The organism is Streptomyces sp. NPDC102514, assembly GCF_055584525.1.
In genome coordinates this window covers 1-19,816 of record NZ_JBVJLW010000027.1, presented here as the reverse complement: position 1 = coordinate 19,816, position 19,816 = coordinate 1, and the positions used below count along the sequence as shown (strand labels likewise).

General features: G+C 71.1%; 14 protein-coding genes. 10 read left to right on the top strand and 4 right to left on the bottom strand.

The features are described 5' to 3' along the window. Window positions 1-147: 147 nt before the first annotated feature. Window positions 148-366 carry a hypothetical protein gene (locus ACZ60E_RS41700; protein WP_469447420.1) on the top strand — a complete coding sequence of 73 codons (219 nt, stop codon included), beginning with the start codon at window positions 148-150 and terminating at the stop codon, window positions 364-366. Window positions 367-563: 197 nt separating this feature from the next. On the opposite strand, the gene ACZ60E_RS41695 is transcribed toward ACZ60E_RS41700, so the two are convergent. Both ACZ60E_RS41695 and ACZ60E_RS41690 read right to left on the bottom strand, forming a co-directional pair. Beyond that, window positions 564-1,337: an SDR family NAD(P)-dependent oxidoreductase gene (locus ACZ60E_RS41695; RefSeq protein WP_384813029.1), complete on the bottom strand. Its 774-nt coding sequence runs from the start codon at window positions 1,335-1,337 to the stop codon at window positions 564-566. Window positions 1,338-1,346: 9 nt separating this feature from the next. Further along, a complete protein-coding gene (locus tag ACZ60E_RS41690) occupies window positions 1,347-2,018 on the bottom strand; it encodes an MOSC domain-containing protein (RefSeq protein ID WP_384813026.1) in 672 nt (223 codons plus the stop codon). An 80-nt stretch (window positions 2,019-2,098) separates the two neighbouring features. Between ACZ60E_RS41690 and ACZ60E_RS41685 the strand changes: the two genes are divergently transcribed. After that, window positions 2,099-3,022, top strand: coding sequence for a LysR family transcriptional regulator (locus ACZ60E_RS41685; RefSeq protein ID WP_469447417.1), 924 nt, complete (start codon window positions 2,099-2,101; stop codon window positions 3,020-3,022). Between the two features lie 116 nt (window positions 3,023-3,138). Here ACZ60E_RS41685 and ACZ60E_RS41680 read toward each other — a convergent pair whose 3' ends face one another. Further along, window positions 3,139-3,462 carry a WhiB family transcriptional regulator gene (locus ACZ60E_RS41680; protein WP_107015686.1) on the bottom strand — a complete coding sequence of 108 codons (324 nt, stop codon included), beginning with the start codon at window positions 3,460-3,462 and terminating at the stop codon, window positions 3,139-3,141. A gap of 380 nt (window positions 3,463-3,842) precedes the next feature. Here ACZ60E_RS41680 and ACZ60E_RS41675 point away from each other — a divergent pair, with 380 nt between their 5' ends. From ACZ60E_RS41675 to ACZ60E_RS41660, 4 genes are all read left to right on the top strand, one after another. Beyond that, window positions 3,843-4,454, top strand: a complete 612-nt coding sequence (locus ACZ60E_RS41675) for a response regulator transcription factor (RefSeq protein WP_003948568.1) — start codon at window positions 3,843-3,845, stop codon at window positions 4,452-4,454. Window positions 4,455-4,725: 271 nt separating this feature from the next. Beyond that, window positions 4,726-5,313, top strand: coding sequence for a sigma-70 family RNA polymerase sigma factor (locus ACZ60E_RS41670; protein ID WP_384813020.1), 588 nt, complete (start codon window positions 4,726-4,728; stop codon window positions 5,311-5,313). A gap of 277 nt (window positions 5,314-5,590) precedes the next feature. Next, window positions 5,591-7,096 carry an IMP dehydrogenase gene (gene guaB / locus ACZ60E_RS41665; RefSeq protein ID WP_189769698.1) on the top strand — a complete coding sequence of 502 codons (1,506 nt, stop codon included), beginning with the start codon at window positions 5,591-5,593 and terminating at the stop codon, window positions 7,094-7,096. A 103-nt stretch (window positions 7,097-7,199) separates the two neighbouring features. Next, the gene (locus ACZ60E_RS41660) at window positions 7,200-8,324 is read left to right on the top strand and encodes a GuaB3 family IMP dehydrogenase-related protein (RefSeq protein ID WP_107015689.1); all 1,125 of its coding nucleotides are present in this window, start codon (window positions 7,200-7,202) and stop codon (window positions 8,322-8,324) included. Between the two features lie 747 nt (window positions 8,325-9,071). On the opposite strand, the gene ACZ60E_RS41655 is transcribed toward ACZ60E_RS41660, so the two are convergent. Further along, window positions 9,072-10,277 carry a nucleotide sugar dehydrogenase gene (locus ACZ60E_RS41655; RefSeq protein ID WP_107015690.1) on the bottom strand — a complete coding sequence of 402 codons (1,206 nt, stop codon included), beginning with the start codon at window positions 10,275-10,277 and terminating at the stop codon, window positions 9,072-9,074. Between the two features lie 299 nt (window positions 10,278-10,576). On the opposite strand from ACZ60E_RS41655, the gene ACZ60E_RS41650 reads away from it, so the two are divergent. The 4 genes from ACZ60E_RS41650 to ACZ60E_RS41635 all read left to right on the top strand — a co-directional run bounded on the left by ACZ60E_RS41650 (window position 10,577) and on the right by ACZ60E_RS41635 (window position 19,704). Next, the gene (locus tag ACZ60E_RS41650; RefSeq protein WP_384813016.1) at window positions 10,577-12,283 is read left to right on the top strand and encodes a glycerol-3-phosphate dehydrogenase/oxidase; all 1,707 of its coding nucleotides are present in this window, start codon (window positions 10,577-10,579) and stop codon (window positions 12,281-12,283) included. 380 nt (window positions 12,284-12,663) lie between these two features. After that, a complete protein-coding gene (locus tag ACZ60E_RS41645; RefSeq protein WP_469447415.1) occupies window positions 12,664-14,661 on the top strand; it encodes a serine/threonine-protein kinase in 1,998 nt (665 codons plus the stop codon). Between the two features lie 154 nt (window positions 14,662-14,815). After that, window positions 14,816-17,674, top strand: a complete 2,859-nt coding sequence (locus ACZ60E_RS41640; RefSeq protein WP_469447413.1) for a protein kinase domain-containing protein — start codon at window positions 14,816-14,818, stop codon at window positions 17,672-17,674. A 230-nt stretch (window positions 17,675-17,904) separates the two neighbouring features. Then, window positions 17,905-19,704: a serine/threonine-protein kinase gene (locus tag ACZ60E_RS41635; protein ID WP_469447411.1), complete on the top strand. Its 1,800-nt coding sequence runs from the start codon at window positions 17,905-17,907 to the stop codon at window positions 19,702-19,704. The last annotated feature ends 112 nt before the right edge of the window (window positions 19,705-19,816 follow it).

Sequence of the window (19,816 nt, the reverse complement as noted above, 5' to 3'; positions counted from 1 at the left end):
CGCTCATACAGCTAACTCTACCTAACTCGTCAAGCACCTACCTAGTTCTACAGTCGGTACATTTTGAGCCTATCTCTACTTAGGTTGTTCTCGACTTGAGTAGAGGTGTAGCCTGCGGTGCGAGCGCAGAGTGAGAGGAACATCGGTATGACTTCGCAGGGGCTGAGCGAGAACGATGCGAGTGGACCCGACATGGGGCCCGGTGGTGTGCCCCCGGCCTGGGACTTCCGGCTCGACCGCTCCGGACTGCTCGTCAAGGCGGGACGGCATCTGCAACTTCACGTTTCCCTGGCTCTGCTGCTCTGGCTGATCGCGGCAGTAGCCGGCTGGGGCGCCATCCAGTGGGAGTGGCCTCCTGCGGGGTGAGCGAGCAGGCAGTAGACAGTCGAGCGAGGTGTGATGGGCCCCCATCATTCGGTGGGAGCCTTCCGTCTCCTCCTTCGCTGATCATGTAGCCCCGGAGCGCGTGATGACAGCGGTCGTGGTATGGCACAGCAAAAGTCCCCTCCACCTCTAGGTGGAGGGGACTTCATCGATGTCAGGGCCTAACGGCAGCAACGCGCTCACTTCGGGCCGTACTTGCGGCCCGTCTTCGAGCTGATGCCGCTGAGCAGGCCCCGCGGGGTCACCTTCGCCACGCCCATCAGGGCCTTGTAGCGCGGGTCCGGGATGGACAGGGACTTGTCCCGGGCCAGGTCCGCCAGCGCGGCCGTGACCACCTTGTCGGCGTCCAGCCACATCCAGTTGGGGATGTTGTCCGTGCCCATCCCGGCCCGCTCGTGGAACTCGGTCCGTACGAAGCCGGGGCACAGTGCCATCAGCCGGACGCCGCTGCCCGCCAGGTCCTTCGCCACGCCCTGGGTGAACTGCACGACCCACGCCTTCGACGCCCCGTACGTGCCGCGCGGGAAGAACGCGGCCGTCGACGCCACGTTGACGACTCCGCCGCGCCCGCGCTCCCGCATGGCCTCGGCCGCCGCCGAGGTGAGCCGGAGCACCGCCTCGCAGTGCACCTTGAGCATTTTCAGCTCGTCCGCCATCGGTACGTCCAGATAGAGGCCCTTGTTGCCGAAGCCCGCGTTGTTGACGAGCAGGTCGACCGCGTGTTTGCGGTCCGAGACACGGGCGGCCACCGCCTCGATGCCCTCGTCCGTCGCCAGGTCGGCCGCCAGCACCTCCGCCTCGATGCCGTGCCGGTCGTGCAGTTCCGTCGCCTGCTCGCCGAGCCGCTTGGTGTCACGCGCCACCAGCACGAGGTTGTGCCCGTCGGCGGCCAGCCGCCGTGCGAAGGCGGCACCGATGCCCGCTGTCGATCCCGTAATCAAAGCCGTTGTCATGGCCCAAGGTTAGTGACCGCCGTACTTCTCGACGTACCTCAGCGCCTTCTCCCGTGCCTCCGGGTGCAGGGCGTCGCCCGCCGCCAGCACCCGCGGCAGCAACGTCCGTTCGAGGGTGACCGCGCGGAACTGGAGGGCGGCGGTGACCTCGTGGTCCGGCCGGTGCACGATCTCGATCGGATCGCCCGCCCGTATCTCCCCGGGCTCGATCACCCGCAGATATGCGCCGGACACCCCCTTCTGCGTGAACCGCCTGACCCAGCCCTTCTCGCCCAGGTGGCCCTGGAAGGTGAGGCAGGGGACGCGCCCGGACGTCACTTCGAGCACGACCTCGGAGCCGATGCGCCAGCGCTCCCCGATCTTCGCCCCGGACACGTCGAGACCCTCCGTCGTGAGGTTCTCCCCGAACATCCCGCTGGACAGCGGGCGCCCCAGCTCGCGTTCCCAGTCGTCGAGGTCCTCGCGCGCGAAGGCGTACACCGCCTGGTCGTCGCCGCCGTGGTGCCGCAGCTCGCACACCGCGTCCCCGGCGAGACCGCTCCCGCCGACGCCCTTCGGCCCGGGCGCGGCGACCCGGACCGGCCCGTCCACCGGCCGCTTGTCGATCCCGGTCACGCCCTCGGCCTGGTCCGTGTAGTCGACGGCCTCGGGCCGCCCCAGATTCAGAGACAGAAGCTTCATGAAGGCACGCTAGGCGATCCGGGCCAAAAGCGTCGACGCGATATTCCTCGCCGTATCCAAGATTCGCTTATGCTCGAAGGGTGATCGAGGCCCGTCATCTGCGTGTCCTGCGTGCCGTCTCCGCCACCGGCTCCTTCTCGGCGGCGGGGCGCGAACTGGGCTGCACCCAGCCCGCCGTCAGCCAGCAGATGAAGGCACTCGAAGCCTCCGTCGGCACACCGCTGCTCATCCGCACCGGCCGTGAGATGCGGCTGACCCAGGCCGGCGAGGCCCTCGTGCGGCACGCGGCGGGCATCATCGCCGGTCTGACGGCCGCCGAGGAGGAGGTCGCCGCGATCGCGGGGCTGCGCGCGGGCCGGGTGCGCCTGGTCTCGTTCCCCAGCGGAAGTTCCACGCTCGTACCGACCGCGCTTGCCGCCCTGCGTGCCGCCCACCCCGGCACCCGGGTCTCCCTGGAGGAGGCCGAACCGCCGCGCTCCGTGGAGATGCTGCGCGAGGGCGACTGCGACGTGACACTCGCCTTCCGTTACGAGGGCGCGGCGGGCGCCCCGGGAGGGGTGGGCGCGGCGGGCCCGGACGAGTGGGACGACCTGGTGATCCGGCCGCTGCTCACGGACCGGCTCGTCGGTCTGGTCCCCGAGGGGCACCGCCTGGCCCGGGCGGGCACGGTCGCCATAGGCGACCTCGCCGACGAGCCGTGGATCGCCGGCTGCCCGCGCTGCCGGGCCCAGCTGGTCGAGGTCTGTGAGAGCGCGGGCTTCACCCCGCGCATCGACTTCGCGACCGACGACTATCCGGCGGTGGTCGGTCTGGTCGGGGCGGGGCTCGGGGTCGCGGTCCTGCCCGAACTGGCCATCGAATCCGTACGCCCCAAAGGTGCACGCACAGTGACGGTGGAGCCCGCGGTGCGACGGGAGATCGTCGCGCTCACGCTGCCGGATCTGGCCCAGGTGCCCGCCGTGGCGGCCACCCTGGACCAGTTGGCCAGGGCCGCCGCCCGCTGAACCGGGCTCCACGGGGTCCGGTCTCGCGGGGTCCTCGTCCTAGGAGGCGCGGGGTATGCCCCGGGGGACGTGAAGAAGGGGCACACGCGCGCGTGTCGGTTCGGAAAAACGTTCCTTCAGTGGTGTGACGGGTCGCCCCCGCTCGACGCCGAGACCAGGCGGTTGCGCGCCCGTCCCATGAGTTCCTCGCGCTCGTCCTCGGTCAGGCCGCCCCACACGCCGTACGGCTCGCGCACCGCCAGCGCGTGCGCAGCGCACTCCGCTCGCACCGGGCACCGCATGCAGACCTCTTTGGCCGAGTTCTCACGGGCGCTCCGTGCCGCACCGCGCTCGCCCTCGGGGTGGAAGAAGAGCGAGCTGTCGACCCCGCGGCATGCCGCGAGGAGCTGCCAGTCCCACAGATCCGCGTTCGGTCCGGGAAGGCGGGAGAAATCTGCCATTGCTTTGTCCCCTTGTAGCCGTTTTGGTCGGTTACGTGCCCATCACCGTACATCTACGATCTAAGGAGATGAAAATATGACTCATTGCGAATCTAGCCCCAGACACCAGTAAATGGAACGAAAAGCGGCTGAATGGGGCATAGCTTGTGATGAAACCTTGAGGGTCTGCCGCACGTGTCTGCACCGTGTCCGCGCCCTCACGTAGAGTGCCGAACGTGGCTCACCGCCCCGTAACTCTTTCGAGTGACCGTCGTTGAGTGTGCGAGGCGGTTGAAGGAACAAACGCTCGGGCAAGCGTCCGAGTCGGTCGACCGCACAGGTGACGATTTCGTACCAGCCTGGAGGCCCAAGGTGACGCGCATCAGCTGCGGAGGACGGCCATGACATCCGTCCTCGTCTGCGACGACTCCCCGCTTGCCCGAGAGGCGCTCCGCCGTGCGGTGGCGACCGTGCCCGGCGTAGAGCGCGTGACCACGGCGGCCAACGGCGAGGAAGTCCTCCGCCGCTGGGGTGCCGACCGTTCGGACCTGATTCTGATGGACGTACGCATGCCCGGTCTGGGCGGCGTGGAGACGGTCCGGCGGCTGCTGTCCGCCGACCCCGGTGCGCGCATCATCATGCTCACCGTGGCCGAGGACCTGGACGGTGTCGCACTCGCGGTCGCCGCCGGTGCCCGCGGCTATCTCCACAAGGACGCCTCCCGCGCGGAGCTGCGGGCGACCGTCACCCAGGCCCTCGCCGACCCGACCTGGCGGCTCGCGCCGCGCAGACTGCGGTCGGCCGAGATGGGTGCGGCGCCGACGCTCACCGCGCGTGAGATCCAGGTCCTGGAGGGCATGAGCCACGGCCGGTCGAACGCGGAGATCGGCCGTGAGCTGTTCCTCTCCGAGGACACGGTCAAGACGCACGCCCGCCGGCTCTTCAAGAAGCTCGGCGCCTCGGACCGCGCGCACGCGGTGGCGCTCGGATTCCGATGGGGCCTGGTCCGTTAGGTGGACCGCCGCGGGGGTACGGGTTTCCCCGCCTGCCGAAAGGCGGGCGGGGCCGGGCCCGACAGGGGATCGAATGACGCCGTTCGGGCACCCGATCCCCGTTTCCCGGCGGATGCCGCATCCTTGAGGTGTGGAGTTCCTCGGGAACAAGTCGGTCGAGCGGGAGGGGAGGGCGCAGGAGATGAGTTCCGGCGCACCTGCTCATAACGCTTCGGTGCACAACTACGGACGCGGTGCCACGGAACGAACGACGCCAAGGCACCATGGACCGATGCGTGACGACGAGGCGGCTAATGCCCATGGGGTGATTGGTGCGCTCGTCCATCGTGCGGTCGACGGCGACGAGCAGGCCACGCACGACCTCCTCGCCCATGTCCACCCGCTCGCCATCCGCTACTGCCGTACGCGGCTGTCCCGACTTCCGGGCGACGCGCGGCACTTCGTGGAGGACCTGGCGCAGGAGGTCTGCGTGGCGGTGCTGCTCGCACTGCCGCGCTACAAGGACACCGGGCGCCCCTTCGAAGCCTTCGTCTTCGCCATCGCCGGTCACAAGGTGGCCGACCTGCAGCGGGCCGCGATGCGGCATCCCGGTTCGACGGCCGTGCCGTCGGACGAGATGCCCGAGCGGCCGGACGACTCGCTCGGCCCCGAGGAGCGAGCCCTCCTCAGCAGCGACGCCGAGTGGGCGAAGAAGCTCATGGCCAACCTCCCCGAGAACCAGCGGGAACTTCTCCTGCTGCGCATCGCGGTGGGCCTCACGGCCGAGGAGACCGGACAGATGTTGGGAATGTCACCCGGCGCGGTCCGGGTCGCCCAGCACCGGGCGCTCAGCCGCCTGCGGGCCCTCGCCGAGCAGTAGGCGTTCTTCCTCCGGGCGCGGCTCGCCCCACGGTCGGCGGCCGGCGGTCCGCGTCGCGGATCCGGGGCGTGCGGCTTGAAGCGGGGGCGGATTCCCCGGCGGTACGTGTTCACGTGCGCCGGCCGGCACCGGTGTGCGGCACCGCGCTGAACGGGGTGGTCGCCCGGCCCGTAGGAACCTACGAGGCCCGGGGGCGGCCGCAACCGTGGAATGAGAGAGCCATGCTTCCCGTTAGCATGGACATCCGCACCGATCAAGGCCATTTGGGGAAGGTGTCATGACTGCAAACGTCGACGGAGTGCCCGAGAAATTCGCGACGCTCGGGCTGACCTACGACGACGTGCTGCTGCTGCCGGGCGCATCGGAAGTGCTGCCCAACGCGGTCGACACCTCGTCCCGCATCTCCCGCAACGTACGCGTGAACATCCCGCTGCTCTCGGCGGCCATGGACAAGGTCACCGAGTCCCGGATGGCGATCGCCATGGCCCGCCAGGGCGGCGTCGGCGTACTGCACCGGAACCTCTCCATCGAGGACCAGGTCAACCAGGTCGACCTCGTGAAGCGCTCCGAGTCCGGCATGGTCACCGACCCGATCACGGTGCACCCGGACGCGACGCTGGGCGAGGCCGACGCGCTGTGCGCCAAGTTCCGCATCAGCGGTGTCCCCGTCACCGACGGCAACGGCAAGCTGCTCGGCATCGTCACCAACCGCGACATGGCCTTCGAGACCGACCGCTCCCGTCAGGTGCGCGAGGTCATGACCCCGATGCCGCTCGTCACCGGCAAGGTCGGCATCTCCGGGACCGACGCCATGGAGCTGCTGCGCCGCCACAAGATCGAGAAGCTTCCGCTGGTCGACGACGCGGGCATCCTCAAGGGCCTCATCACGGTCAAGGACTTCGTCAAGGCGGAGAAGTACCCGAACGCGGCGAAGGACGCCGAGGGCCGCCTCCTCGTGGGCGCCGCCGTGGGCGCGAGCCCCGAGGCACTTGAGCGGGCCCAGGCACTCGCCGAGGCCGGGGTGGACTTCCTGATCGTCGACACCTCGCACGGGCACAACAGCAACGCCCTCAACTGGATGGCGAAGATCAAGTCGAGCGTCGGCGTCGACGTGATCGGCGGCAACGTGGCCACCCGCGACGGCGCCCAGGCGCTGATCGACGCCGGTGTCGACGGCGTCAAGGTGGGTGTGGGCCCCGGCTCCATCTGTACGACCCGCGTGGTCGCCGGTATCGGCGTACCGCAGGTCACCGCCATCTACGAAGCGGCCCTCGCGGCCCGCGCCGCCGGTGTCCCGGTGATCGGGGACGGCGGACTGCAGTACTCCGGAGACATCGGAAAGGCGCTGGCCGCCGGTGCCGACACGGTGATGCTCGGCAGCCTCCTCGCCGGCTGCGAGGAGTCGCCCGGCGAACTGCTCTTCATCAACGGCAAGCAGTTCAAGTCGTACCGCGGCATGGGCTCGCTCGGTGCCATGCAGTCCCGCGGCCAGGGCAAGTCGTACTCGAAGGACCGCTACTTCCAGGCGGAGGTGGCCTCCGACGACAAGCTCGTCCCCGAGGGCATCGAGGGCCAGGTGCCCTACCGCGGCCCCCTCGGGAACGTGCTGCACCAGCTCGTCGGCGGGCTGCGCCAGACCATGGGCTACGTCGGCGCCGCGTCCATCGACGAGATGGAGACCAAGGGCCGCTTCGTACGGATCACGTCGGCGGGCCTCAAGGAGAGCCACCCGCACGACATCCAGATGACGGTCGAGGCACCGAACTACAGCCGCGGCCAGTAGCAGCAACCCGTTCGAGGGCGGTCTCGGAGACTCCGGGACCGCCCTCGCCGTATGTGTCGGGGATACTGGAACGCGCAGAACCGAAGAGGGAAAGGCCACACACGTGACTGAGATCGAGATCGGGCGCGGCAAGCGCGGCCGCCGGGCGTACGCCTTCGACGACATCGCCGTCGTCCCGAGCCGCCGTACGCGCGACCCGAAGGAGGTCTCGATCGCCTGGCAGATCGACGCCTACCGCTTCGAGCTGCCGTTCCTGGCGGCTCCCATGGACTCGGTGGTCTCCCCGGCGACCGCCATCCGCATCGGGGAGCTGGGCGGTCTCGGCGTCCTCAACCTCGAAGGCCTGTGGACGCGGCACGAGGACCCGCAGTCGCTCCTCGACGAGATCGTGGAGCTGGACGCGGAGACCGCCACCCGCCGCCTCCAGGAGATCTACGCGGCTCCCATCAAGGAGGAGCTGATCGGGCTGCGCATCAAGGAGGTGCGCGACTCGGGCGTGGTCACCGCCGCCGCGCTCTCGCCGCAGCGCACCGCGCAGTTCTCCAAGGCCGTGGTGGACGCGGGCGTCGACATCTTCGTCATCCGCGGTACGACGGTCTCGGCGGAGCACGTCTCCGGCGCCTCCGAGCCGCTGAACCTGAAGCAGTTCATCTACGAGCTGGACGTCCCGGTCATCGTCGGCGGCTGCGCCACGTACACGGCGGCGCTGCACCTGATGCGTACCGGCGCGGCCGGTGTCCTGGTGGGCTTCGGCGGCGGCGCCGCGCACACCACGCGCAACGTGCTCGGCATCCAGGTCCCGATGGCCACCGCCGTCGCGGATGTGGCCGCCGCCCGCCGCGACTACATGGACGAGTCCGGCGGCCGGTACGTGCACGTGATCGCGGACGGCGGGGTCGGCTGGTCCGGCGACCTGCCCAAGGCGATCGCCTGCGGCGCCGACTCGGTGATGATGGGCTCCCCGCTCGCCCGCGCGACGGACGCGCCCGGCCGCGGCCACCACTGGGGCATGGAGGCCGTCAACGAGGAGCTGCCGCGCGGCAAGAAGGTCGACCTCGGCACCGTCGGCACCATCGAGGAGGTCCTGCTGGGCCCCTCGCACACCCCCGACGGCTCCATGAACTTCTTCGGCGCCCTGCGCCGCGCGATGGCCACGACCGGCTACAGCGAACTGAAGGAGTTCCAGCGCGTCGAGGTCACGGTGGCGGACTCGCAGCACAAGCGCTGACGCGACGCCGCGCTCGGCCTGAGCCGACGAACGACGAGGGGCCCGGTCACTCACAAGGGTGAGTGACCGGGCCCTTTCGCGTGCCCGCGCATCCGAACGGCCCTGGTGGGGCGCGTTTCGCGTTCAGGGGGCGCACGGTTGCCTTTGCGCCGAATGGGCGGGAAACGGCCGTGTCGAGGCGATAACGTCCGTGTTCGGCGCTCCAGTTGTGTGGGCGCCCCCTTCCAAGGACATCGTTCCGGACCCCGGCCCTCGGGGCCCGGCCCGAGTTCCAGCCGAGCCGCCTACCGGGTCTCTGGGTGGCGTCGTGGAAGGGGGCCGCCCATGGGCCGCCACCGCAAGCCCACCCGCTGGGACCGGATCCGTCTGTGGACGGTGAAGTGCCGGAGGAGGTGGATTCTGCGGATTTTCGGATGGTGAGCGGCCGCCCCCACAACAACTAGGGGCGGACACTCCGTAACCCATCTAGGAGCCTGCCGCAGTTACCCCCTGCGGTGGGCTCCACCTTATTTTGCACGGTACCGGATACGGCCGACGAACGGCACGGCACCGCGGGAGGTGGATCCTGTGGATTCCAGGATGGTGAGCGGTCGCCCCCAGCACAACTAGGGGCGGACACTCCGTAACCCATCTAGGAGCCTGCCGCAGTGACCCCTGCGGTGGGCTCCACCCATTTCCGTACGGTACCGGCGGTGGGTGTCGTTCGCCACCAGCGGCCGGGGCTTCGGAGGTGTCCCGCGCCCCCTTTCACAACCTGTGCGCCGCCCCCGTAGGAGTCGCTCCCCGGGTGTCCAGGAGGAGCTGGGCCTTCACCGAGAGGCCTTGCAGGTCGTAGGTGCGGTGTTGCTGGAGCAGGATCGTCAGGTCCGCGTCGGCTGCCGCCTCGTACAGGGAGTCCACCCGGGGGACCGGGCGGTCGAGGATGGACCAGGACGGGACGTGCGGGTCGTGGTAGCTGACGGCGGCGCCCAGTTCCATCAGGCGGGTCGCGATCTCCTGGGCGGGTGAGCCCTGCTGGTCGGCGTGGTCGGCCTTGTAGGTGACGCCGAGGAGCAGCACGCGCGCGCCGCGGGCCGACTTGCCGTGTTCGTTGAGGAGCGTGGCCGCGCGCTGGATGACGTACCGGGGCATGTGGTCGTTGACCTGCTGGGCCAGTTCGACCATGCGCAGGGAGCGGGTCCGCGGGCCCGCCAGGTCGCGCGGGACGGCGTGGCCGCCCACTCCGGGGCCCGGGCGGAAGGCCTGGAAGCCGAACGGCTTGGTCTCGGCGCAGCGGATGACGTCCCACAGGTCGACGCCGAGGTCGTGGCAGAGGACGGCCATCTCGTTGACCAGGGCGATGTTGACGTGCCGGTAGTTGGTCTCCAGGAGCTGCACGGTCTCCGCCTCGCGGGGTCCGCGCGCGCGTACGACCTTGTCGGTGAGCCGGCCGTAGAACGCGGCGGCCGACTCCGTGCAGGCCGGGGTGAGTCCGCCGATGACCTTCGGGGTGTTGGCGGGGCCGTGGTCGCGGTTGCCCGGGTCCACCCGACTGGGTGAGTACGCGAGGTGGAAGTCGCGGCCCGCCCGCAGCCCCGAGCCCTCCTCCAGGAGCGGCCGGAGGAATTCCTCGGTCGTCCCCGGGTACACGGGGGACTCCAGGATCACCGTGGTGTGCGGGCGCAGATGCGCGGCCAGGGTGCGGGCGGCGGAGGCCACCTGTCCCAGGTCGAGCGTCCCGTCCGCGCCGCGCGGGGTCGGAGCGCAGATGACGGCGGTGCGTACGCGGCCCAGCTCGGCCGGGTCCGTGGCCCGCCGGAATCCCGTGGACAGCATCCGGCGCAGGTCGGCCGCGGCCAGCGGCGCCGGGTCGCCGCACTCGTAGCCGAGGGTGGGGATACCGGTGGTGGCGGCGGCCCGGGCCAGGGGCAGGCCGAGCTGGCCGAGGCCGATGACGGCGAGGTCTGCGGGCATGGCGGTGGGCCGTCCTTCCCTGTAGCCGGAGTGGCAGTAGCCGGAGTGGGGTGAGGGCGCAAGCCCTGTGGACAGAACGGGCGAGCGCAATGTCAGACTAGGAGTAAATATGACCGATTTGCGGGATTGCTCGGTTGTGTTTTTCCGGAAGTCGCCGGGCCGGGCACCGAGAGTTGTCCACAGGCGGACCGCCGGTAGTGGCCGATGGCGGGCATCACGGTCAGAATTTGGGCATGGGGGATGTGAGCAGGGCCTCGCCGTACGGGTGAGCCCGGCGCGACAGACAGCTGGAGGCAACTGTGCGGACAGCGACACTGGGACCGGCGGAGCGCGCCGGGTCACTCGCGGCGATGGCCGAGCACGAACTGGACGTGCTCGTCGTAGGAGCGGGCGTGGTGGGCGCGGGCACCGCGTTGGACGCCGTGACCCGCGGCCTGTCCACCGGACTGGTCGAGGCGCGTGACTGGGCGTCGGGCACATCGAGCCGGTCGAGCAAGCTGATCCACGGCGGCCTGCGCTATCTGGAGATGCTCGACTTCGCGCTCGTACGGGAGGCGCTGAAGGAGCGCGGGCTGCTCCTTGAGCGGCTCGCACCGCATCTCGTGAAGCCCGTGCCGTTCCTGTACCCCTTGCAGCACAAGGGCTGGGAGCGGCTCTACGCCGGATCGGGCGTCGCGCTCTACGACGCGATGTCGATGGCGCGCGGCCACGGCCGCGGACTGCCCGTGCACCGGCACCTCTCACGGCGGCACGCGCTGCGCGTGGCCCCCGCGCTGAAGAAGGACGCCCTGGTCGGGGCGCTGCAGTACTACGACGCGCAGATGGACGACGCCCGCTATGTGGCGACCCTGGTGCGCACCTCGGCCGCGTACGGCGCGAAGGTCGCCAACCGCGCGCGGGTGACCGGCTTCCTGCGCGAGGGCGAACGGGTCGTCGGTGCCAAGGTGCAGGACGTCGAGGGCGGCGGGGAGTACGAGATCCGCGCCAAACAGATCGTGAACGCCACCGGCGTGTGGACGGACGACACCCAGGCGATGGTCGGGGAGCGGGGCCAGTTCCACGTCCGGGCCTCCAAAGGCATCCATCTGGTCGTACCGAAGGACAGGATCACCTCGTCGAGCGGACTGATCCTGCGCACCGAGAAGTCCGTGCTGTTCGTGATCCCCTGGGGCCGGCACTGGATCGTGGGCACCACGGACACCGAGTGGGACCTCGACAAGGCGCACCCGGCGGCGTCCAGCGCCGACATCGACTACGTCCTGGAGCATGTGAACGCGGTACTGGCGGTCCCGCTGACCCGCGACGACGTACAGGGCGTGTACGCGGGACTGCGGCCGCTGCTCGCCGGTGAGTCGGAGGCCACGAGCAAGCTGTCGCGCGAGCACACCGTGGCCCACCCGGCGCCCGGGCTCGTGGTCGTGGCGGGCGGCAAGTACACGACGTACCGGGTGATGGCCAAGGACGCGGTGGACGAGGCGGTGCACGGCCTCGACCAGCGGGTCGCCGAGTGCGTCACCGAGGACATCCCGCTGGTCGGCGCCGAGGGCTACCGGGCCCTGTGGAACGCGCGAGCGCGGATCGCCGCCAGGACCGGCCTGCACGTGGTGCGCGTGGAGCACCTGCTGAACCGGTACGGGTCACTCGCCGAGGAGGTCCTCGACCTCATCGCCGCCGACCAGACCCTGGGCGATCCGCTGCCGGCGGCCGACGACTACCTGCGCGCCGAGATCGTCTACGCCGCCTCCCACGAGGGCGCACGGCATCTGGACGACGTCCTCACGCGGCGCACGCGCATCTCGATCGAGACCTTCGACCGGGGCACGCGCAGCGCCCGGGAGGCCGCCGAACTGATGGCGCCGGTGCTCGGCTGGGACAAGGACCAGATCGAGCGCGAGGTCGAGCACTACCAGAAGCGCGTCGAGGCGGAACGGGAGTCGCAGCGCCAGCCGGACGACCTGACGGCCGACGCGGCGCGGCTGGGAGCGCCGGACATCGTGCCGCTGTAGCCGCAGTAGCCGCCGCAGGGGTCCAACTCGGCGGCGGGCAGGGGCCGGTGTCCCGCAGGTGCCCGCCGCCGGAAGCGGCCGTGTATGCGGCCTTGTGCACGGCCGTGTCCGTGACCGGGCCTTTCGTGGTGGCTTCCGCCCGGGCGAAGTGGGTACCCGGCCTCAAGGTGTCGAAGGAGGCGGAACCCCCGGCGGTGGCAGCGAAATCCTTCCTTGTCGCAGCTCATGACGGGGGAGAAGCCCGGCCGAGGGGCAGGTGGGGAACGGATGAGGGGCGGTTCGGGGAAGCGTTGCCTCCAGGAGGGGCACCCGGGGCATCGGACGGTGTCCGGGTGGGTGACAATGGAGGCTCTGTCAGGGCGGGTTGCATGAGGGGACGCATGTCGGAGGCGGAGCAGTCGGGAGCATCCCGTCAGGACGATGATGGACGTCTCCTCGCCGGGCGGTACCGGCTGGGAGGGGTCCTCGGCCGCGGCGGCATGGGCACCGTGTGGCGGGCGGAGGACGAGACGCTCGGGCGCACGGTCGCCGTGAAGGAACTGCGGCTGCCGCCGCGCATCGACGAGGACGAGAAGCGCCGGCTGATCACCCGGACCTTCCGCGAGGCCAAGGCGATCGCGCGGATCCGGAACAACAGCGCGGTGACCGTCTACGACGTGGTCGACGAGGACGACCGGCCGTGGATCGTGATGGAACTGGTCGAGGGCAAGTCCCTCGCCGAGGTGATCCGTGAGGACGGGCTGCTCACGTCCAGGCGCGCGGCCGAGGTGGGCCTCGCCATCCTCGACGTGCTGCGCTCGGCGCACCGCGAGGGCATCCTGCACCGCGACGTGAAGCCGTCGAACGTGCTCATCGGCAAGGACGGCCGGGTCGTGCTCACGGACTTCGGCATCGCCCAGGTCGAGGGCGACCCGTCCATCACCTCGACCGGCATGCTCGTCGGCGCGCCCTCGTACATCTCGCCGGAGCGGGCGCGCGGGCACAAGCCGGGCCCCGCGGCCGACCTCTGGTCGCTGGGCGGCCTGTTGTACGCGGCGGTGGAGGGCGTGCCCCCGTACGACAAGGGATCCGCCATCGCGACGCTCACCGCGGTGATGACCGAGCCGGTGGAGCAGCCGAAGAACGCGGGCCCGCTGGAGAACGTCATCTACGGGCTCCTCGTCAAGGACCCCGAACAGCGGCTCGACGACGCCGGGGCACGGGCGCTGCTCACCGACATCATCAACACGCCCGAGCCCAAGGACGAGCCGGAGCCGGTGGACGCGACGAAGGTCGTGCCGCTGCCGGACCTGCCCTCGGACAAGCCCTCGGGCCCCTCGAAGAAGGGGACTTCGGGCGGCGGCAAGAAGAAGGCCGCCGCCGCGGCGGCCCTGGCTTCCGCGGGGGTCGCGTCGGCCGCCGCGCCCGCGTCTGCCGCCCCGCCCTCCGGAGCAGGTGCTGCTTCCGGCGCGCGGTCCGGTTCCGCCGCCGGTGGCGCCGCGGGTACCGGTGTGCCCGCTTCCGCGAAGAACCGGGACGCTGCCGCTTCAGGACTGAACTCCAGTGCGGTGGGCGGAAGTCCGGGCGATTCCGGGCCCGCGTACTCGCGGGGCACCACGTCCAGGGCGCCGCTCACCGATGTGGTGTCCCGGCGGACGCTGGTGATCATCGCGGTCGTCGTGGCGCTGGCCGTGCTCGGCACGATCCTCGCCGTCACGCTGGGTGGCGACGACAGTTCGGGCGCCAAGGGGAACAAGGGCGGCGACGACAAGTCGACGTCCAGTGGCGCGAACGCGGGAAGCGACACCAAACAGGACGAGAACAGCGGCACCGATTCGGACGACGACGACAAGACGGACTCCTCCGGCGGGGGCGCGACGAAGGAGAGTTCGCCGAGCGCGAGCGCTTCCGAGGAGTCGGGCGGATCGGGTGGGTCGGAAGACGACTCCGAGAGCGGTTCGGGCAGCGGGGTCGAGTCGACGCACAAGGACGGACAGGGCTTCGAGATCGGCCTGCCCAAGGGCTGGAAATACCAGTCCACGAGTGCGGCCGGCGCCCGGTTCGCGGGTCCCGACGGACAGAAGCTGCTGGTCGGCTGGACCACGACGCCCAAGGACGACCCGGTGGCGGACTGGAAGAACCAAGAGCAGTTCATGCAGCGGTCGCAGTATCAGCGGATCCGAATAGAGAAGGTGGACTACCGCGGCTGGAACACGGCCGACTGGGAATTCACCTACGTGGACGGCGGCACGAAATACCGGTCCATAGACCGCGGCTTCGTCGTCAATGACAGTCAGGGATATGCGCTCATGTACACCGCGAAGGACTCGAAGTGGGACACCGGGCTTCGCAAGGACACGTGGCGCACGCTGACAAAGTCGTTCGAACCGAAGTCCTGAGGGTCACGGGTCAATTGAGATCTCGTATCTCCTCATGATGGGTTGCCTCCGGCACGTATCGTGAGTGGTTGCGGACCGTACGCAGGCACAACTGCAGCCACAACGGGACGCATGGCGAACGGATTTGACCAACCGGGCGGCCGGGGGAGGCATCGTGGAGGACTATGCGGGACGGGTGCTCGCCGACCGCTACCGCTTGCCGCTCCCGCCGACGGACGAGTACGAGCCGACCGAGTCGTTCCGGGCCTGGGACACCTACAGCGGACAGGAAGTCCTGGTCCGGCAGGTGCCGTTGCCCGAGGTCGTCGAGGCGGAGGTGCTCGACGCGGACGGGCTGCCCGACGGGTTCGTGGCGCGGGACGCCGGGACGCGCGGCGGCGGGGTGCGGCGGTCGTCCGCGCGGACCACACGGCGGCCCACCGAGCCCGCCGTGCGACGGGCGATCGAGGCCGCCCAGGCCGCGGCGCAGATACCCGACCACCCCCGCCTCGACCAGGTCTTCGACGTGTTCGCCGAGGGCGGCTCGCTGTGGATAGTGAGCGAGCTGGTGCCCGCGCGGCAGCTCTCGGCGCTGCTCGCCGACGGGCCGCTGAGCCCGTACCGGGCCGCCGAGGTGGCCTCCGACGTGCTGACCGCCCTGCGGGTGCTGCACGCGCACGGATGGGTGCACCGGAACATCACCGAGCGCACGGTGCTCGTCTGCGACGACGGCCGGGTGATGCTCACGGGCCTTGCCGCGGGGGCCGCGGAAGAGGCGCTGTGCGGGTACGACCCGGTGCCGCCCGCCGAAGGTGAAGGCGGCACGGGCCGGCAGGGTGCGCCCGGAACGGCGGGCGGGCCGACAGGCCAGGTGGGCCAGGCAGGACATGCGGGTCAGGCCGGTCAGGCGGGTGCGGGCGGTTCGTCCGGGCAGGTGGGCCGGGCCGGGGGTACGGTCGGGCAGCTCGGTCAGTCCGGTACTCCTGGCCGCGCCGTGGGACAGGCGGTGCCCGGAGCGCGCGGGCTGGACGGCGGTCGCGGAGCGGTCGAGGCCGTGCGCGGAGGCGGCGGCACAGGCGCGCTGCCCGTCCCGCAGGCGCATGCCCAGTCCCAGACCCAGGCACAGAGCCGGACGCAGTCACAGTCGCAGGCGCACGCCTCCGAGATGGCGCAGCGGGCGCTGGAGGCCGGCGGAGACGTACGGGCCGCGCGGGCCGGTGCCATCGCGGCCTACCGCGCGGGTGCGCGAGCGGCGGCCCGGGTGCAGGAGGAGCAGCGGGGCGGCGGGAACGCGGCGTTGCCCGCCGCGCGGTCGCTGCCCGGTGGGAGCGACACGGAGGCCGGTCAGGCCTCGGGGCCGATCTCGGGCCGGATAGCAGGCCAAGGGACGGAGCACACCTCACCGCCGGGACAGATCGCCGACCCTTACGGGGTGGGCGGAGCGGGGATGCCGGGCGCGTGGCACGGCGCGGCGCCGCGCAGCGGGGCCCCGGCCGTCGGAAGCCCCGGACAGGTCCGGCCTCCCGCGCTCCCCGACGGCCGCATCGGCGGCCATGGCAACAACGGTGGGACCGGCGGAGCCGCCGGGACCGGCGACGGCCGCGCGACGGAGGTCGCTGCGTACGGCGCCGGGTACGCGCCGTCGGCCGACCACACCTCCGCGGCCCCCGGTACGGACGCGGGCGCGGACCCCGGCACGGGCGGGGCTCCCACGCAGTGGAGCCAGCTCGCCTCCAACTCCGCCGCCCGGCGGGGCCCGGCGACCGCGCTGGCGGCGGAACGGGCCCGCCAGGCGCGGATGGCCGTCGTGGGACCCGTCACCGAGCGCTGGGCGCCCGAGCAGGCCGGACCCGTGCACGAGAACTGGCAGCTGGCGGCGCCGATCGGGCCCGCCACCGACCTGTGGGCGCTGGGCGCGCTGCTCTTCCGCGCCGTACAGGGCCATGCGCCCTACCCCGAGGAGAGCACCGCCGAGCTGGTGCAACTGGTGTGCGCGGAGCCGCCCGCGTTCGCGGAGGAGTGCGGTCCGCTGCGGCCGGTCGTGGAGTCGCTGCTGCGCCAGGACCCCACCGAGCGACTGGACTTCGAGGAACTGCGGGGCTGGCTGCGCTCGCTGGTGCGGTCGGCGCCCGAGCCGGAGGCGGGCACGTTCGTCATAGCGGCGCCGCCGGTGGACCCCACCCGGCTCCCTGTCGTACGCCGTCGGGGCGAGCTGGTCCGCAGGCGTCGGGCGGGTCTGCCCGCGACCACCCCGCACGGCCGCCACAAGCGGGGCAAGCAGGGCAAGGAGGCCAAGCCGCGCAGGCTCGGCCGGACCCTGCTGCTGCTGATCCTGCTCGTCATGGCCGCGGCCGTCGCGTACGCCATGGCGTTCATGCCCAAGTCCGGGTCCGGCGGTGAGCGCACCGGGTCCGCGGGGGACGTCGTCGCCCCCACCCCCGGGCACTCCGGGGACACCGGCGCGGGGTCGGACGGGAACGCGAGCTCCGATCCGCAGGGCGAGAAGACGTCGAGCGGCAAGAGCAGTCCGAGTCCGACGCGCTCGTCCAGTTCGACGACCCAGACCACCGGCCCCGACCTTCCACAGGGCTTCACCCTGCGCAAGGACTCGGCGGGGTTCCGGGTGGCGGTCGCCAACGGCTGGGAGCGGACCGGCAAGAACGGACGCGGTCAGGTCGTCTACTCGCACGGCAAGTTCGAGCTGCTGGTCGTGCCCGGACGCGACACGACCGAGGAGTTCGGCAGCGACCCGATGTCCTACCAGCGTGAGGACGAGCGGGAGTTGCAGCCGTTCCGCGACTCGACCTGGGCCACGTCCAGCGGGATGCGGCGGATCGACGTGGGCGGACGGGCCATGGCCGAGGGGCAGTTCACCTGGCAGGACTCCACGGGGAGCGAGGTCTACGTACGGAACCTCGTGATCATCGCCGGCGGGAAGTACCACGTGGTGCAGCTGCGCGGTCCGGAGGCCGAGCGGGACGAGGTGACGCGGCTCTACGAGCAGGCGTCGTCGACGTACCAGATCACTGGTTGATGCCGTACCGGGTCACCGGTTGATGTGGCGTCATCACACCGTGCAGTCAGGGGCCTTGTGGGGCCGTGACATCGGTTCGCCGCCAACGCCCCATCACCGGGCGGCAACCGTTCGTTCATACCCGTGGGAACCGTCACAGTGCTGTCTCCGTAGGACCCCGCCGGTTCCCTGGCTGCGTGTCGGTCCTTAGTCTGACCCTGTCAAGAGCATTGCGGGGAAACGTGAATCAGATGCAGGGCCTGCTTCTCGCAGGCCGCTACCGGCTCGCCGACTCCATCGGCAGTGGCGGCATGGGCCGGGTATGGCGTGCGCGCGACGAAGTGCTGCACCGCTCCGTAGCCATCAAGGAGCTGACGGCCGCGCTCTACGTGTCCGAGAGCGAGCAGGCCGTCCTCCTCGCCAGAACCCGGGCCGAGGCCAGGGCCGCCGCGCGCATCAACCACTCGGCCGTCGTCACCGTGCACGACGTACTGGAACACGACGGCCGCCCGTGGATCGTCATGGAACTGGTCGAGGGCGGCTCGCTCGCCGACGCCGTCAAGGACGCGGGACGCATCGAGCCCAGGGAGGCGGCCCGGGTCGGGCTGTGGGTCCTGCGCGCTCTGCGGGCCGCGCACTCCGCCGGCGTACTGCACCGCGACGTCAAACCCGGCAACGTACTGCTCTCCCACGACCGGCGCGTGCTGCTCACCGACTTCGGGATCGCCCAGGTCGAGGGCGACACGACGATCACCCGTACCGGCGAGATCGTCGGGTCGGTCGACTACCTGGCGCCGGAACGCATCCGCGGCCAGGACCCGGGCCCGTCCGCCGACCTGTGGGCGCTCGGCGCGACGCTCTACACGGCCGTCGAGGGCAGGTCGCCGTTCCGGCGGACGACACCCCTGACGACCATGCAGGCCGTCGTCGGCGAGGAGCCCGAGGCCCCGGAGAACGCGGGCCCGCTCACCTCCGTCATCACCGCCCTGCTGCGCAAGGACCCCGCCGAGCGGCCCGGTCCCGAAGAGGCCGAGCAGATGCTCGCCGAGGCCGCGGAGGGGCGGGCACCCGACGCGGCGCAGGCCTACGTGCCGACGCAGCACGGGGACGGCGCACGGGACCCCCGGGGAACGTACGGCCACGGACTGCCGGGCGCGTACGGGCCCGGGCACGCCGCCGCCGCCGCTCCCGGGTCCGAGGACGCCACCCACGCCGTCGCCCACGGGTCGCACGGCTTCAACGGGTCCCAGGACGGCCGGTATCCGCCGGGCCCCTACGGCGGCCCGGACGGCCGCGACACGTACGGCAGCCACGGCCGGCCCGCTCCCGATCCGGCCGTCGCCACCGCGAACCAGCCGGCGGTGGCCGGCGGGCCCGGCCGGCGACGGTTCCGTACCGTCGCCGCGGTCGTGCTGGCGGCGGCGCTCGTCGGCGGCGGTGGCGTCGCGGCGATGCTGCTCGCGGACGGCTGGGGGGACGACGACGCGTCGAAGTCCTCCAACCACTCCTCGTCTCCCAGGACGCCGTCCCCCTCGGGCTCGGGCGGTGAGGGCGACGGAAAGCAGACCGAGGCGGCCCAGACCGGTGACGTACCCGCCGGGTGGGAGCGGGTCGACGACCCCGGGGGTTTCAGCCTCGTCCTGCCCGAGGGCTGGAAGCGGCAGGTCGAGGGCACACAGGTCGACTACACGCCCGACGCCGGCGAGCACTTCGTCCGCATCGCCGTGGACGACTCGCCGGACTTCGACAATCCGTACCGGCATCTCGTCGATCTGGAACAGCAGATATCGGGGCGGCTGAGCGAGTACCAGCAGGTCGGGCTGGAGTCCAACACCTTCCGCGACCGTCCTGGAGCGCTGTGGGAATTCACCTGGACCGCGCTGGGCAAGGACACGGAGTTTCCCGGGCCGCGGCGGGCCATCGAACAGGCGTATCTCGGCCGGGACGGGGTGGAGTACGTGATCTACATGTCCGCGCCCGCGGAGGACTGGGAGACTGCCCGGTCGCAGTTCGACACGGTTCTGCGCGGGTGGCGGCCGCCGGAGTCTTAGCGTGCGCTCGCCCCTGCCGGGGGGGGTGCCTCTATGTCTTTGGCCAAGCGAGGCGTGGGGGTCGGTGTTCGTAGAAGGTGCCGTCGCGGAGCATCGCGAAGAGCACGCTGGT